This window comes from Pseudomonas veronii, from assembly GCF_002028325.1.
GTDB lineage: Bacteria > Pseudomonadota > Gammaproteobacteria > Pseudomonadales > Pseudomonadaceae > Aquipseudomonas > Aquipseudomonas veronii.
Map to the genome: position 1 here is coordinate 5708984 of NZ_CP018420.1, position 14381 is coordinate 5723364.

Annotated in this window: 15 protein-coding genes; 10 read left to right on the forward strand and 5 right to left on the reverse strand. The window is 61.2% G+C overall.

What is annotated here, in order from left to right:
* Position 1 precedes the first annotated feature (1 nt).
* The gene (locus PverR02_RS26160; RefSeq protein WP_079444664.1) at positions 2-469 is read left to right on the forward strand and encodes a hypothetical protein; all 468 of its coding nucleotides are present in this window, start codon (positions 2-4) and stop codon (positions 467-469) included.
* A 100-nt stretch (positions 470-569) separates the two neighbouring features.
* Complete coding sequence (locus PverR02_RS26165; protein WP_046382120.1) at positions 570-1262, forward strand: RNA polymerase sigma factor FliA; 693 nt, start codon at positions 570-572, stop codon at positions 1260-1262.
* Positions 1263-1337: 75 nt separating this feature from the next.
* On the opposite strand, the gene PverR02_RS26170 is transcribed toward PverR02_RS26165, so the two are convergent.
* Together PverR02_RS26170 and PverR02_RS26175 are read right to left on the reverse strand one after the other, a co-directional pair.
* Positions 1338-4706 (reverse strand): O-linked N-acetylglucosamine transferase, SPINDLY family protein, encoded by a 3369-nt coding sequence (locus tag PverR02_RS26170; RefSeq protein ID WP_079444665.1) that lies wholly within the window; start codon positions 4704-4706, stop codon positions 1338-1340.
* A 172-nt stretch (positions 4707-4878) separates the two neighbouring features.
* A complete protein-coding gene (locus PverR02_RS26175; RefSeq protein ID WP_079444666.1) occupies positions 4879-5931 on the reverse strand; it encodes a FliC/FljB family flagellin in 1053 nt (350 codons plus the stop codon).
* A gap of 241 nt (positions 5932-6172) precedes the next feature.
* Here PverR02_RS26175 and PverR02_RS26180 point away from each other — a divergent pair, with 241 nt between their 5' ends.
* From PverR02_RS26180 to PverR02_RS26190, 3 genes are all read left to right on the forward strand, one after another.
* Complete coding sequence (locus PverR02_RS26180; protein ID WP_046382118.1) at positions 6173-6997, forward strand: motility protein A; 825 nt, start codon at positions 6173-6175, stop codon at positions 6995-6997.
* Positions 6994-7764 (forward strand): OmpA/MotB family protein, encoded by a 771-nt coding sequence (locus tag PverR02_RS26185; RefSeq protein WP_079444667.1) that lies wholly within the window; start codon positions 6994-6996, stop codon positions 7762-7764. The genes PverR02_RS26180 and PverR02_RS26185 overlap by 4 nt, the downstream gene beginning before the upstream one ends.
* 73 nt (positions 7765-7837) lie before the next feature.
* Complete coding sequence (locus tag PverR02_RS26190) at positions 7838-8167, forward strand: hypothetical protein (RefSeq protein WP_017846741.1); 330 nt, start codon at positions 7838-7840, stop codon at positions 8165-8167.
* A gap of 44 nt (positions 8168-8211) precedes the next feature.
* Here the strand turns inward: PverR02_RS26190 and PverR02_RS26195 are convergent, their stop codons facing one another.
* Positions 8212-8847, reverse strand: coding sequence for a LysE family translocator (locus PverR02_RS26195; RefSeq protein WP_046382117.1), 636 nt, complete (start codon positions 8845-8847; stop codon positions 8212-8214).
* 166 nt (positions 8848-9013) lie between these two features.
* Here PverR02_RS26195 and PverR02_RS26200 point away from each other — a divergent pair, with 166 nt between their 5' ends.
* A complete protein-coding gene (locus tag PverR02_RS26200) occupies positions 9014-9385 on the forward strand; it encodes a PH domain-containing protein (RefSeq protein WP_017846739.1) in 372 nt (123 codons plus the stop codon).
* A gap of 200 nt (positions 9386-9585) precedes the next feature.
* A complete protein-coding gene (locus PverR02_RS26205) occupies positions 9586-10098 on the forward strand; it encodes a type VI secretion system amidase effector protein Tae4 (protein WP_079444668.1) in 513 nt (170 codons plus the stop codon).
* Between the two features lie 411 nt (positions 10099-10509).
* Here the strand turns inward: PverR02_RS26205 and PverR02_RS26215 are convergent, their stop codons facing one another.
* A complete protein-coding gene (locus tag PverR02_RS26215; protein WP_079444669.1) occupies positions 10510-10887 on the reverse strand; it encodes a c-type cytochrome in 378 nt (125 codons plus the stop codon).
* 42 nt (positions 10888-10929) lie between these two features.
* Positions 10930-11271 (reverse strand): demethoxyubiquinone hydroxylase family protein, encoded by a 342-nt coding sequence (locus PverR02_RS26220; RefSeq protein WP_231589867.1) that lies wholly within the window; start codon positions 11269-11271, stop codon positions 10930-10932.
* 181 nt (positions 11272-11452) lie between these two features.
* Between PverR02_RS26220 and PverR02_RS26225 the strand changes: the two genes are divergently transcribed.
* From PverR02_RS26225 to PverR02_RS26235, 3 genes are all read left to right on the forward strand, one after another.
* Positions 11453-11833 carry a response regulator gene (locus PverR02_RS26225; protein WP_046382115.1) on the forward strand — a complete coding sequence of 127 codons (381 nt, stop codon included), beginning with the start codon at positions 11453-11455 and terminating at the stop codon, positions 11831-11833.
* Between the two features lie 204 nt (positions 11834-12037).
* Positions 12038-12232 carry a hypothetical protein gene (locus PverR02_RS26230; protein WP_079444671.1) on the forward strand — a complete coding sequence of 65 codons (195 nt, stop codon included), beginning with the start codon at positions 12038-12040 and terminating at the stop codon, positions 12230-12232.
* A gap of 123 nt (positions 12233-12355) precedes the next feature.
* Positions 12356-14251, forward strand: coding sequence for an alkaline phosphatase D family protein (locus PverR02_RS26235; RefSeq protein WP_079444672.1), 1896 nt, complete (start codon positions 12356-12358; stop codon positions 14249-14251).
* Positions 14252-14381 lie beyond the last annotated feature (130 nt).

Genomic DNA, 14381 nt, shown 5'->3' on the forward strand with positions numbered 1-14381 from the left:
CATGCACGATCAAGCCGCCGGCCTGCGCCATTGGGCCAGTCAGCGCCCGCTCCCCGTGGTGGATCGCACCTTGATGCTGTTCGGCGCGACGCAGGCGGCTGTCCAGGCACACAACACCCTGGAGCGCTGGCACCGTCAAGGTCATCGCTGGGTGGGCGACCCCGCGTGCTGGCGCGTTCAGGCTGTGGATAACTATCACCGCGACCTGCCCGAACGCTGGGGCGTGTGGGTCGACAGCGACCTCGGCGCCTTCCGCCGCACGTTCGACACCTTGAGCCAGCTCCGCGAACAGAATGGCCCCCGGCAGGTATTGGCGCTGCACAGCGGGTTTTCCCAACACGGCCTGCTCAACAATTTGCGTGAAGCGGCGCAGCGGTATCTGGGGACACGATTGTTGTTGATCGACGAGACCTGCGCGCACCGCCAATCAAGCCGCCCCCCACATAGCATCGGTGTCGGCCCGGCTTAAAGGGCGAACACGTCACCTGGCGTACAGCTGTTCCGCGCTTAAGCGGCCAGGGCGAGCGGTAATAATCCCGTGGATTTTCTGTCTTTCGCAGGCGCGCACGATGTATACGGCACAGGGCAAGATTAACCAGCAGGAAGTCCTCCAGCAGTACCTCCCCATGGTCCGGCGCCAGGCACTGGGATTGAAGACCCGGCTGCCTTCCAATATTGAACTGGACGACTTGATTCAAGCCGGCAGCATCGGCCTGCTCGATGCCATGACGCGCTACGACGTGAGTGTGGGCGCAACCTTCGCCACCTTTGCTTCGCAACGCATTCGCGGGGCGATGATCGACGAGCTGCGCACCCGCGATTGGGTGCCCCGCAGCGTGCGCCGTAACGCGCGGGCGGTGGAGGATGCCATGCACCGCGTGGAGCAGAATCTCGGGCGACCGGCGCGGGAGCGGGAAGTCGCTTCGGCCATGGGCCTGACGCTGGAGCAGTACCAGAAGGTGCTCGATGACACCAACGGCAGCCAGATGCTGCCCTTTGACGATGTGGACGAAGAGCACAGCGAGGGCTCCAGTTCGCGGCTGCGCACGCCGTTTGCCGAACTGATCAACGACCGCAACCGCGCCAACCTCACCCGCGCCATCGACGCCCTGCCGGCGCGCGAACGCCTGCTGCTTGCGCTCTGTCACCACGAAAAGCTCAACCTGCGCGAGATTGGCGTGGTGCTGGAGGTGAGCGAATCACGCGTGTGTCAATTGCATGCCCAGGCGATCGCGCGACTGCAGGTCAGAATGAAGGAATAGCGCCGACGATCCAAGGTGGGGGCAGGCACGCCAGCGCCCGCCTTTAATCGACGGCGTTCCCGAGCCTGCCTTGCATCAGGGCAGGTCTTCCCCCTCGGCGTAAGCCACTTCATTGAAACTGGCGATCAGCCAGGTCAGTTCCTCACGCGGCAGGTGCGTCAGCGGCTGCAGATCGAACCGCGCCATGCGCCCGACAAACGCGGTCGGGGCCAACAACCGTTCGACCACATGGTAGTGTCGGCGGTCCAGATAATCGTCGAACAACACGATGACCGGCTTGGTCGCCCGCAGGTACGCGGTGACAAAGCAGGCAATGCGAAATCGCCCATCGATCAGGATTACATCGGGCTGCTCGAAGAACGGCTCATCCCAGACCCTCAGCGGGTAGGTGTGGAATTTCTTCCAGTGCCGGGCGTTCTTCGGCCGTGCCCATTTACCGGTCTCGCCCACATCCACCGGGTAAATCATCGGCCGTGAGGGCAGCACCGCGTTGGCGATCCAGGCTTGCATGTCCTGCGCCCAACGGGCGTCGTTTTCCACCGAGATCACGGTTTTGTCCGGCATGTTGGCGGCCAGTAGGGTGGAACCGCCGCTGCCATATTCCAGAATCACCGAGGCCTGGGTGTAGAGTTTTTTCACATAGGCGGCCACTTCTGCCGGAAAGGTCACCTGGGGGGCCTGCATCGGCGCCCGCGGCAGTTCGAGCGGTTGCGGCATGGCGCTCGGGTTCCGGCAGTGCTTGAGGTACTGCGCGGCCAGGTCGCTATCGATTGTGTTGAGCAGTTGCGTCGCCACGTCAAAGGCAGCGTAGACCGTGTGCAGTAAAAAGGCCAGCTTCAGGCGCTGGTTATCGGACAGTGCTGCCATACGTGTTGCGTCCGGCAAAAACAGCGCATCGGCACACACCAGGTGAGAAGCGCGCAATTGATCCAGGCTTTGCCCTTCGGCCGGATGGCTGATGTGCTGCAGGTTATTGAGCCGGTAAAAACTGAACCCGCGCCGCGCCAGGCAGCGGCTGATCAAGCCCACATCGGCCTGCTGATCATGCGTCGGCGCGAAGTTGACCCGCGCTTGCACCAACAGCGTATCGGCGAGGGTACGTTGGCCATGTTCGATCACGGCCAGGCTGTCGTTGAGGTTGTCGAGCAACAGCCAGTCCACCGACGGCAAGCCGTTGATCGCATCCAGCTTGAGGGTGGGCACCGCCAGTTTGGCCAGTACCGCGGATGCCGCCAGCGGTGCCAATGTGGCGCTCATGGCCGGATCGAGGCAGGCGTAGAGCGTGGCGGGCTGGCCATTGCCCAGCGCCGCATGGGGGTAGTAATGCAACTCACCCAGTTGCGCCAGTTGTCGGGCATTGTCGATACGGCTGGCGGGATCAAAGGCCACCGTGGAAAACGCCGCCATTTTTTGCAGCGCAACAAACTGCGCCGATGCGATCAGCGTGCCGCCGTGGTCCAGGGTCACTACTTTGCCCTGGAACTTGAAACCAAAACCCTCGTCCCTGGCCGGTGCCGCCGGGTGCTGAAGCACGACGGCGGTGGCCTCCCCCTCGAACCTGGCCAGCCCTTGCGGGTTCAATGTCAGGGCGGCAGCCGGCTGGCCCGCGCAGTAGCGCTGCCAGATAGCACGCATGGCGGTGCCGAAGTGGTTAGCGAAACGCTGGCTGTCGCACACCGGCGAGCCCATCAGTACCTCGCGCAGGTGGCTGCGAATGCGCGCCAAGCTGTCCAGGTCATTGGCCAATTCAATGACACGTTGCTGATAGTGCGCCCAACTGTGCGCCACCAACTCCGGCAGACCGGCGTTGACCAAGTGGGTGGCCGAGTGGCGCCCGGCAAAGGTCGGCCCGGGGAAGGTGACCACCGGCACGCCCATCAACAGGGCTTCGCAGGTGGTCAGGCCGCCGGAATAAGGCCAAGGGTCCAGCGCGATGTCGATGCGGTTGTAGGTTTCCAGCAGGGTCTTGTGCCCCACCGGCCCTTCGATCAGCACCCGCTCCCGGGCGATACCGTGGGCAGCCATGATGCCGTGTACATGGGCGCGCAACTCGTCATTGCCAAAGGCTCCGCCCTTGAGCAACAGGCGCGAATCAGGTGCGGCCCGCAGCAATTCGGCCCAGCGCCCGAGCAGCACATCGTTGACCTTGCTCGGGTTGTTGAAGCAGCCAAAGGTGACAAAGCCGTTTGCCAGCGCGGGCAAGGGCTTGATGTCCGGTGTGTAGGGCGGCGGGTCGTAGCAAATGTAGTCGTCGGGCAGGCGGATGAGCTTTTCGGTGTAGAACGCGTCTTCCCCCTCCGGTGACTCGATGCGGTCGGTGAGCAGGTAATCGATGGCATCCAACCCGGTGGTGTTGATCAGGCCGCCGACCCATTTCACCAGCAAGGGCGCCGGCTGCAACGCCATGGTGCCCATGCGGTTGCCGGCATTATGGCCACAGAGGTCAATCAGGATATCGATGCGATCGTCGCGGACGCGCTGGGCCAACGTGACGTCGTCCATATGCTTGATCGCCAGCCATTGCTGCACCGACGCCTGGATGCGCCGGGTCAGGTGATCGCACACCTGACTGGTGCTGTAGGCGAACAACTGGAACTGATGACGCGGCAGTTTTTCCAGCACGCCCACGATCATGTTGCCCACCGGGTGCTGGCGCAGGCCGTCGGATACCAGGCCGATGCGCAAGCAACGGTCGGGCGCGCGGTCGAGCACTTCGGGGCGCGGCGGCACGGCTTTGGGGCCAAAGCGCGATTGCCATTCCTTGCACACCTCGAAGATAAACTCGCGGCTGCGCTCGGGGTCGTAGTGCAGCGAGGTCAGCCGGTTGGAATACGGCAGCACGTCCTTGCGCTTGGCCAGCGCCACAGCCTTTTGATAATAGGTGTCGGCGGTGGCCAGTTGGCCGATGTCCTTGTACAGGTTGGCCGCGTTGTTCCAGTGGCTGTAATCCCCGGGTTCGCGTTCGATCAGCTTGTCGAACACCTTGATGGCTTCGCCATGGCGTTCCAGGCGATTGAGGATCAAGCCTTTGCGCGAGAGCATATGACAGTCATGGGGCGCCAACGCCAGTGCCTGATCGATATGCGACAGGGCGTTGGCGAACTGGCCTTTCTCAAAATACAGCGTGGCCAGGCGGTGATGTCCGACGGCGAAATCCGGGTCGATGCCCAGCGCCTTGTGGACGAGTTCAAGGGCACGATCCGCCTGGCCGAGCTTTTGCGCGGCCTTGGCCACCCACTCCAATGCCTGAGGCTCATCGGGCAGCAACTGCAATGCACGCTCGAAACTGGCCAGCGCTTGCTCGGGGTCGCTGTGCAGTTGCTGATTGCCCAGGTCTTTCCATGCCTGTGGGTCACGGGGGCGTTGCTCGGTGCGTCGTCGCGCCTGGGCAAGCGTATGGGCAGCAATATGGCTGGGCGCGCCGTGGCGCGGGGATCTTGGCATTCAGGAGCAGCCTTGTGCAGAGAGATACTAGGCGAAATGCTATCGCGCCACCCTCCCCACCAAAGCCCGGATAAACCCACCTCAATGCCACGATTACCAAAGATTGTGCAGCGAACGCGCACAAAAAAAGGGGCTCAGCGTGCGCTGGCCCCTTCGTACCGCACCGTCGCGATTATTGCAGCAGCGACAGCATTTGCTCCGGCATGGAGTTGGCTTGGGCCAATACCGACGTACCTGCCTGTTGCAGGATCTGGGCGCTGGTCATGGCTGACACTTCGGTGGCGTAGTCCACGTCCTGAATGCCCGAACGCGCGGACGTCAGGTTAGTGGTCGTGGTGGAAATATTGGTGATCGCCGAGTCGAAACGGTTTTGCACCGCACCCAGGTCCGAACGCATCGAGTCCACCGTGTTCAGGGCGTTGTCGAGGGTGGTCAGGGTGCTGGTGGACTTCTTGGTCACCTCGTTTTCGGTGTCGATGCTGATGCTGGCCGAGGTGGTAGTGCCGCTGGTGGTCAGGGTCACTTCGGCCGCGTAGGTCTTGCCGCCCACGGTCAGGAAGTAGTCGCCGTCGGCGTCGGCGGACAGCGTGCCGGTGGTGACCGTGGTACCGGACTTGTCGACATAGCTGGTGTTGGTCGACGTGATCGCAGTGCCCGAGGAATCCGACAGGGTGCTGGCCGTCAGGGTGGTGTCGTAGCCGTTCACGTTGAAGCTGTCCAGGCCCAGGGTCTTGGCATTGATTTCGCTGAGCTTGATGTCGATGGTTTCGCCATCGTTGGCGCCGACCTGGATGGTGATGGTCTGGTCTTTGGACAGCACGTCCACGCCGTTGAACGCGGTTTGCGAGGAGATACGGTCGATCTCGTCCAGACGCTGGGTGATCTCGTCCTGGATCGATTGCAGGTCGGACTGGGAGTTGGTGCCGTTGGACGCTTGCACCGACAGCTCACGGATGCGCTGCAGGTTGTCGTTCACCTGGTCCAGCGCGCCTTCGGTGGTCTGCGCCAGAGAGATGCCGTCGCTGGCGTTACTGCTCGCCTGCGACAGGCCGGTGATCTGCGAGGTCATGCGGTTGGCAATTGCCTGGCCTGCGGCGTCATCGGATGCGCTGTTGATTTTCAGGCCCGACGACAGGCGTTCGATCGAGGTGCTCAGGCTGTTCTCCGAGGAGTTCAGGTTTTGTTGAGCGATCATGGACGTGATGTTGGTATTGATAACTGACATGGTGCAGTTCCTTTTCGTGGGTGAGCCGCTTGAACAGATGAGAGGCCCGGCGTTGATGCCATCACCGCCGTTGCCGTACAGACAAAGCGAACATCGGCGATCCGATCAGGCGTCTTTAGGCAGCCCCCAAAAAAATTTGCGCAGCCGTCCGATTTCGCCACGCAAAGTGCCTGTATTAGCCGATTTGAATCAGCACCCACCGCGTTATAAAGCCTGCCTTGGCCCACAACAGGAGTGCTGCATGAACCCCTCAACCCTGATCGGCATGCTCGCCAGCCTGCTACTGCTGACGGTGCTGCTCATGTTCAGCGCGCAACAACCCGGCTTGTTCATTGACCTGCCGGCCCTCGGTATTGTGGTGGTCGGCACGTTTGCCGCGACCTTCATCAGCTACCCGCTGCGCGAAGTGCTGCACGTCTTCAGCCTGATCAAGACCGTGGTGCGTCACGAGCGCGAATACACCCAGGAAGACATCGACGAACTGGTGAGCCTGTCGCGCCTGTGGATCGACGGCGACCTGCGCGCGGTGGAGGACGTCCTCGACCGGGTGAAAAACCCTTTCCTGCGCTCCGGCGTGCAACTGGTGATCGACAAGACACCGCTGGACGACATCCTCGACCTGCTGCAATGGCGTATCGCGCGGCTGCGTGCCAAGGAACATGCCGAGGCCCAGCTGTTCCGGGTCATGGCCAGCTATGCGCCGGCCTTCGGTATGCTCGGTACCCTGGTGGGGCTGGTGAACCTGATGTTCGTGCTGGGCGACGGCGACATGGTGACCATCGGCCGACAAATGGCCGTGGGCCTGATGACCACGCTCTACGGCGTGTTGCTGGCCAACCTGCTGTGCAAACCGGTGGCGGTGAAACTGGAACGCCGCACCGAACAGCGCGTGGTGGTGATGAACATGGTGTTGCAGGGCGTGGCGATGATGGCCAACAAACGCAGCCCAGGGCTGATGCGTGAAACCTTGAAGTCGTTCGTGGCCCATTACCAGAACGACTTGCGCGACGAACCGTTGCGCCCGGCGCGCGCCCTGATTGCATTGAAGTGGAAAACCCGGGCATGACGACCATCACCCGCAACCAGGCGGCCGCGATCGCCAGCGGCACGCCGGCCGTCGAAGACCCCGGTGGCGAAACGTGGATGATGACCTACCTGGACATGATGACCCTGCTGCTGGTGGTGACCATGGCCATGCTGGCGTTGGCCGGCAAGAGCCATGAGCTTGCACGGCACAGTGCCAAGTCCAATGGCCCCGCCGTTTTCAGCGTAAAACGCCTGACTACGCTGGACCCGCCGGGTGCGTTGTTGCTGGTGCCTCAGGCGCCGGCCCCCATTGTGGAACCTGAGCCCGAACCCGAGCCAGAACCCGTCGCTGTCGTTGAGCCCGAGCCGCCCAAGCCCACGACGCAAGACCTGCTCAACGAACTGCCACTGGACAAGCTGGGCAATGACATCGAAGTGGTCACCAACGACAGCAGCGTGAGCTTTCGGATCAGCAGCGAAATCCTGTTCCCTTCCGGCCAGTCCGACCTCAGCCTGGGCGGCCTCGCCGTGCTGCGCAAGCTGATCCCTGTACTCGACAGCGTGCCGCACAAAATCATCGTCGCCGGCCATACCGATACTCAAGACATCCGCAACTCGCGCTTCCCCTCCAACTGGGAACTCTCCGGCGCCCGCGCCGGCAGCGTAGTCCGCTACTTGCAAAGCAACGGCATCCAGCCCAACCGTCTCGCCGCCATCGGCTACGCCGACACCCGGCCCCTGGCCGACAACGCCGTCGCCGAAGGCCGCGCCCGCAACCGCCGCGTGGAGCTGATCCTGGAGCGCTGACGCGTGGGTCTTTTTTTTCCGGCGCAGAACAGTGATCATCGCCCTCCCCACCAAACCCCGAGGAAGCGAGACCATGGAATTGACGCTGGAAGCGGTTGCGCTCTTCGCACTGAAACTGGTGTACGAGACCGACGGCGGCAGCCCGGTCTTGCGTGACGATCTGGTGATGGACGGGTACGAGCGGGAAGTGTTTGGGTTACTGGTACGGCAGCGGGATTTGGCTGCGATTCAACGCAAGATCGAGGAATGCGTGGTGCAGGCGCTGGAGGCATTGGGCGGCGCCCACACGGTGCTGGGGCGGGAGTTGCGGCGGTTGGCGACTGACGTGCAAAACGTCCATCAACTCGACGCACTGCCCACGCCGCTAACCACCCTCAAGGACTATTTGAAAGACATCCTGTGAATCGCTGATCAGCGTGCCGGCCGCGGCCAAAAGCGCATGCCCGGTTAGCGCCGCCCTTCAACCGCCATCCGCACGGCCAAGCCCATCAGCACCGAGCCCATCAGCCAGCGCTGCACCACCTGCCAACCGGGCCGGGTGACGAAAAACACCGCAATGGAGCCCGCCATCATGGCAATCATTGCGTTGACGCTCACGCTGATGAAAATCTGCGTGAAGCCCAGCACCAGGGATTGCGTCAGCACACTGCCGTGGCCGTTCGGGTCGATGAACTGAGGCAGCAACGACAGGTACATCACCGCGACTTTAGGATTCAGCAGGTTGGTCACAAAGCCCATCATGAACAGCTTGCGCGGGCTATCCAGGGGCAGGTCCCGCACCTGAAAAGGCGAACGACCACCCGGCTTGACCGCCTGCCAGGCCAGGTAGACCAGGTACAACGCACCGCCAAGCCGCAGCGCGTCATACGCCAAGGGAACCGCCATCACCAATGCGGTGATACCCAATGCCGCGCACAGCATGTAAACGATAAACCCCAACGCCACCCCGCCCAGGGAGATCATCCCGGCCATGCGTCCCTGGCAAATCGAGCGGGAAATGAGGTAAATCATGTTCGGCCCGGGCGTCAGCACCATGCCGAGTGAGATCAGCGCGTAGGCAAGTAAGCTGGACATATCGGGCATTGTTTAGCTCCTGGATTTTTATTCTGCCGGCGTGAAATCCTTCGCCGACGTTGCAGTGTCAGGCGCCATGGTAGGGCGTTGAAAAGCAGGGCGTTAGATACAGATCCACGAGCAAAACGTCATACACCGGTTGACGATTACCGACTCACTCACCCAGGACAGCCACATGATCGACTTCAACAACAAAGGCTTCTTCAAACTCAAACAAAACAACGAATACGCCGAACGCGTCGCCGCCCTGCTGCTGGACGGCGAAGAAGTGATCGATGCCTACAAAGCCATGCGCGACGGCGTGGTCTTCACCACCAAGCGCATCATCGCGGTGAACGTGCAGGGGATTACCGGCAGCAAGAAGGACTTCACCTCGCTGCCGTACAAAAACATCGTGGCGTATTCGGTGGAAACCTCCGGGACGTTCGATCTGGATTCGGAGTTGGAGATTTACTTCTCGTCGCTGGGGAAAGTGAAATTCGAGTTCACGGGGAAGACTTCGATTGTTGAAATCTCGCGGATCATTTCCAAGCACCTGCTGGCGTGATCAGCGGGCAGAAAAAGACCTTGGCGTTCCAAGGTCTCTTATTACTGCATGCGCGGCTGATTCAATGGATACGGACCATGTGAGTTATACCCTGCAATCAAAACTGACAGGCAAGTAGGACCGTTCTGATTTTATCTGATCCCCCTCTTAAGCAGCAGAGCGTTTGCTATGGTCGCGAAAAAACGCAACGGAAATGCTGAATGCTGACGTTCTATACGCTATGGAAAAACCATCCGGAAATCTTCGGAGACGCCGCCCCGTGCCGAACCAACGGCGCGAAAAATTTCAGCGATCAATGCGCGATCAATCTAGGCGTGGCATTGCGCAGATCTGGTGCCGACCTAAGCAGATTAAGGGGGGTGCGCTATTGTTGGCAGCACCCCAAAAGTGAAGGTCACGTACTGGCCGCAGAGGAAATGGCCAAGGCATTAAGCAGCGCCAATATCCCTGGTATACAGCCCGTAAAGAAGGTAAAGCCTGAAGACTTTGAGGATATGTTGGTCGGGCAGCAAGGCATCATCTTCTTCAAAGATTTTTGGCGCAGGAGGAATGAGACGTTTGGCAATCGCAGTGGTGACCACATTGATTTATGGAATGGACGGCGATTGACGGATTGGCTGAGCTACCCGCGAATTCAGTTGGGGTTCTCGATCGAAGGGACGTTCTCGGATTATCACGACTCCAGGGAAATATGGTTTTGGAGGGTTATATGAAGGTATGTAAGGCGGTCGTGTTCGTGTTTTTGGTGGTTGCCGTCGCTGTTGGGGTGTTTAACGGTGTGGTGATGGCGGTGGCGGCGTACTTTGGGCCGTTTTATGAGGGGGATGCGGAGCAGACTCGGAATTTTGGGATTTGGTTAGTGGGGAACGGGGTCACTGTTGTGGGGGCGGTTGTGGGTGGGGTGGTTTGGTATTGCAGGTATTTGGGGCGGGGCTGATGCACCGCGCCCACATTTGAGGGGATGTCCTTATCGGTGTAAGGGCTTCAGAACGACGCAGGTTTTATGTGGGAGTTGTCGAGCCCCAGCGAGGCTGCGATGCAGGCGCTGCGGTCTGGCAGGTGTCACGCGGTGATCCCATCGCAGCCTCGCCGGGGCTCGACAACTCCCACATGGGGTCAGGCGATCACTCAGGTTGAAACGTCGCCAGGTAGGCCAGGATGTTGTCGATCTTTTCCTGATCGCTGATACCCCAGAAGATCATGCGCGTGCCGCTCACCACCTTCTTCGGCGCCTCGATATAGGCCGCGAGTTTTTCCCGGGTCCAGACCACCCCGGAGTTTTTCATCGCATCTGAATACTGATAGTCGGGAGAGGTGCCGGCTGGCCTGCCGATGATGCCGTTGAGTTCGGGGCCAAAGCCGCCGCGCGCGCCCTCGCCGATGCTATGGCAGCCGCCGCAGGTTTTGGCGAAGAGCTTGCCACCCGCTTCGGCATTGCCGGCGGCGCAGGCTGCGCCGGTGTTGAGGATCAGGACGAAGGTCAGTAACGCGCGGTATTTCATAAGGGCTCCACATCGGGTGATACGGGTAATTATGCCGGTTTGTCAGGAACGCATGCCCATCCAGATCACCGCTTCGGTCCACGCTGTCACCACCGGCGCCAGCGCCCTGAACCACGGGTCGTCCCGCTCGATCTGCGCGGCAGAGTGATCATGGTGGTGCTGTTCCTCCTCGACGATCGAGGCAATCGCGGCCACGGCCAGCGGGTCGATGTCACGCAATGTGTGGAGTTGATGGGCCAGGTGCCTGAGGACCACACTCTCGACCGCAACCGTGGTGGCAACAATTGCTTTGCGGCCGCACAGGCCGGTGATCAGCCCCAGTACCAGGCCGCCGAGACCGCATAGCCAGTAACTGCGGCAGCGGCGGTAACCCCGTCGTCGCAATTCGGCCTCAAGCAAGCGGACCGGGAGTGGGTGGAAAAGCGCCCGTATCGTGCAGCAGCACCCGGCAAATGCGCAACCTAGACGCGCAAAACGACCATCCATCGCTCAGCGCATATCGGATCGAACCTAATCCGCTCCGCCCCACTCCACCCTACTGAACCCTGATGGTGGAGTAAGGATCATGGCTCAGCCATCGATTTTAGTGCTGGAAGACGACGAAATCATTCGCACGTTAATGGTGGACGTGCTGGAGGATTTCGGCGCACATGTCACCTCGTTTCCTTCGGCGGATGAAGGCATGATCTACCTGGAGCGGGCCGATGACCCGGTGGACCTGATTGTAAGTGATATCCAGATGCCTGGTTTACTCAACGGCTATGACCTGAGTCGAGTGGTGGCCCATCGCTGGCCGTCGGTGCCGGTGCTGCTGACGTCCGGCAACACCGGGCTGGCGGCGCAGCTGGGGGGATCGGTACGCTTCCTGCCCAAGCCGTGGAGCACCGAACACCTGCTCGAATGCGTGCAAACCGCACTGACCCGGCAGGGCGCGTCGATGCATTGATAGCTTCGCGATATCGCTTTGCTCAACGTCACGACGGGCTGGCAGTGGGCTTCGATTTACGGTGCCCACGGTGAATGACGATTCCCACTCCTGAGTAGTCTCGTTTTGACTCAATAGGTTTATAGCGACTGCCTTCTTACCCGCTGTAAGTTCGGTTCGCGTCGACAGTGTTCGCCGCGAACCGAACTTACAGAGGAAACCGTGATGAATATTTTCTACAGCCATCTGAACTTCGAAAATTCGTTTCTGCCGACCTACTTGAACACACAGGTAGACCACCACTCCCCCTCAAAAACGCCCCCTCAGGGAGCGGCCATTGACGTCAATGGCGAGCAGTCGCCTAAAAAAGACCGCACCGTGAGCGGGCTGGACAGCCTGGGTCGGGGAAACATCATCTGAGGCGCCCAACCAGAGGCTGCCGACCTGCAGCCTCTTCCTCCTTTCGATCCGCCCGGCCTTAACACAATACTGACATCCGCCGGGTTAACCTTCGTGATCATCCTGCGCGGAGCTTTCAACCCTATGCCTCACGCCGGCACCCTGCCCGACGTCCTCGCCGGCCCGCTGCTGCGGCGCCTTGAACCCCTGCGCCTGGTAATGTGGCTGGTGGGGACGCGGCAACTGCCTTTGACCCTCAGGCTGCACGTCGCCGAACAGAGCCGCGACATCGTGCTGGACCAAGGCCAGTGCCAAATCGTGCCGGTGGGGCGCCAGGCCTTTATCCACTTGATCGACATCCCGTTGGACGAGGCCCTGCCCCAGGACGCGCTGATCGGCTACGACCTGCTGATCGACGGGCGCGGCATCGCTCACTGGGCAGCGCACCTGCTCTATTGCGACGCGCAATCGCCGAGTTTCGTGCTGCATAGCCGTATTCATCAACTGGTCCACGGCTCCTGCCGCAAGCCCCATCACCCGGCGGACGAAGGCTTGCTGTGCGTCGATCGCCTGCTGGCCGACGCCCAGACCCCGGCCCAACGCCCGGCATTGTTGATGATGAGCGGCGACCAGGTGTACGCCGACGATGTCGCCGGGCCGATGCTGCGGGCGATTCATGGGCTGATCGCGCGCCTGGGGCTGTTCGACGAATACCTGGAAGGCGCCGTGGTGGACGACAGCACCAGCCTCTACGGGCATCACGCCAGTTATTACCAGCGGGCCGAACTGCTCCCCGCGCTGGACAGCAACGAGACCTTGCGCGAGCGTTTTTTCGGCGGCGTGAAGAAGCCGATTTTCACCAGCAGCACCGCCGACAATCATCTGGTGACCTTCGCCGAAGTGATGGCCATGTATTTGTTGGTCTGGTCCCCCACTCCCTGGACGCTGATCGCGCCACAGCCGCCGCAACTGAACGCCGACGCGCAACAGCGTTATGCCCGCGAACAGGTGCAGATCGATCGCTTCCGCAACGGCCTGCCCGGCGTCGCGCGGGTGTTTGCCCATCTGTCCACGCTGATGATCTTCGACGATCACGACATCACCGACGACTGGAACCTCAGCGCGCAGTGGGAAGAAACCGCCTACGGCCATCCGTTCTCCAAACGCATCATCGGTAACGCGCTGCTGGCTTACCTGCTGTGCCAAGGCTGGGGCAACCAGCCGCAGGTATTTGGCCCGCTGATCAACCAGACCCAGGCGCTTGTCGCCCAGGCACAGCACAACCACCTGAACGCGAGTGCGCAGGATCAACTGCTCGACACGCTGCTGGCCTTCCAACAGTGGCATTACGTGCTGCCGACCACCCCTGCGCTGGTGGTGCTCGACACCCGCACCCGCCGCTGGCGCAGCGAATTCAACCTCAAGCAACCGTCCGGCCTGCTGGACTGGGAAGCCTTGAGCGAACTGCAACAAGCGCTGCTGGACCACCCGTCGGCAATCATCGTCTCCCCCGCGCCGATCTTTGGCGTCAAGCTGATCGAGACCGTGCAAAAAGTGTTCAGTTGGTGCGGCTACCCGCTGCTGGTCGACGCCGAAAACTGGATGGCGCATCGCGGCGCCGCCCAGGTGATCCTGAATATCTTCCGCCACTCCCGCACACCGGGTAACTACGTCATCCTCTCGGGCGACGTGCATTACTCGTTCGTCTACGAAGTGCTGATCCGCCATCGCAACGCCGGCCCCAAGCTCTGGCAGATCACCAGCAGCGGCATCAAGAACGAATTCCCACCGCGCCTGCTGGAATGGTTCGACCGCCTCAACCGCTGGCTCTACTCGCCGCGCTCCCCACTCAACTGGTTCACCCGCCGCCGCACCATGCAGGTGGTGCCGCATATCCCGGAACACGCCGAAGCCGGTGAACGCTTGTGGAACTCGGCGGGGATCGGCCAGGTATTTTTCAACGAGCAAGGCCAGCCCGAGGCCATTTACCAGCACAACGCCAACGGGAAGGCACCGACGAGGATGCGGGCGCCGAAATAATGGCCCATCGCCACACCTCGACAACCGCACAGTCGCTCTATTCAAAGCGTGCAAGCCCCGTTGTACAGTAGCGCCAGCCACGGAGTATCGGCGTCAATTTGACCGGCCTTGGGGCCCACGCAGGAAGCGC

Bases quoted from the DNA above. Each gene is read 5' to 3' on its own strand.
- PverR02_RS26185 (WP_079444667.1), top strand. From the start codon at position 6,994: ATGACGACCATCACCCGCAACCAGGCGGCCGCGATCGCCAGCGGCACG.
- PverR02_RS26175 (WP_079444666.1), bottom strand. From the start codon at position 5,931: ATGTCAGTTATCAATACCAACATCACGTCCATGATCGCTCAACAAAAC.
- PverR02_RS26165 (WP_046382120.1), top strand. From the start codon at position 570: ATGTATACGGCACAGGGCAAGATTAACCAGCAGGAAGTCCTCCAGCAG.
- PverR02_RS26170 (WP_079444665.1), bottom strand. From the start codon at position 4,706: ATGCCAAGATCCCCGCGCCACGGCGCGCCCAGCCATATTGCTGCCCAT.
- PverR02_RS26160 (WP_079444664.1), top strand. From the start codon at position 2: ATGCACGATCAAGCCGCCGGCCTGCGCCATTGGGCCAGTCAGCGCCCG.
- PverR02_RS26235 (WP_079444672.1), top strand. From the start codon at position 12,356: ATGCCTCACGCCGGCACCCTGCCCGACGTCCTCGCCGGCCCGCTGCTG.
- PverR02_RS26195 (WP_046382117.1), bottom strand. From the start codon at position 8,847: ATGCCCGATATGTCCAGCTTACTTGCCTACGCGCTGATCTCACTCGGC.
- PverR02_RS26190 (WP_017846741.1), top strand. From the start codon at position 7,838: ATGGAATTGACGCTGGAAGCGGTTGCGCTCTTCGCACTGAAACTGGTG.
- PverR02_RS26180 (WP_046382118.1), top strand. From the start codon at position 6,173: ATGAACCCCTCAACCCTGATCGGCATGCTCGCCAGCCTGCTACTGCTG.
- PverR02_RS26200 (WP_017846739.1), top strand. From the start codon at position 9,014: ATGATCGACTTCAACAACAAAGGCTTCTTCAAACTCAAACAAAACAAC.
- PverR02_RS26215 (WP_079444669.1), bottom strand. From the start codon at position 10,887: ATGAAATACCGCGCGTTACTGACCTTCGTCCTGATCCTCAACACCGGC.
- PverR02_RS26225 (WP_046382115.1), top strand. From the start codon at position 11,453: ATGGCTCAGCCATCGATTTTAGTGCTGGAAGACGACGAAATCATTCGC.
- PverR02_RS26230 (WP_079444671.1), top strand. From the start codon at position 12,038: ATGAATATTTTCTACAGCCATCTGAACTTCGAAAATTCGTTTCTGCCG.
- PverR02_RS26205 (WP_079444668.1), top strand. From the start codon at position 9,586: ATGCTGACGTTCTATACGCTATGGAAAAACCATCCGGAAATCTTCGGA.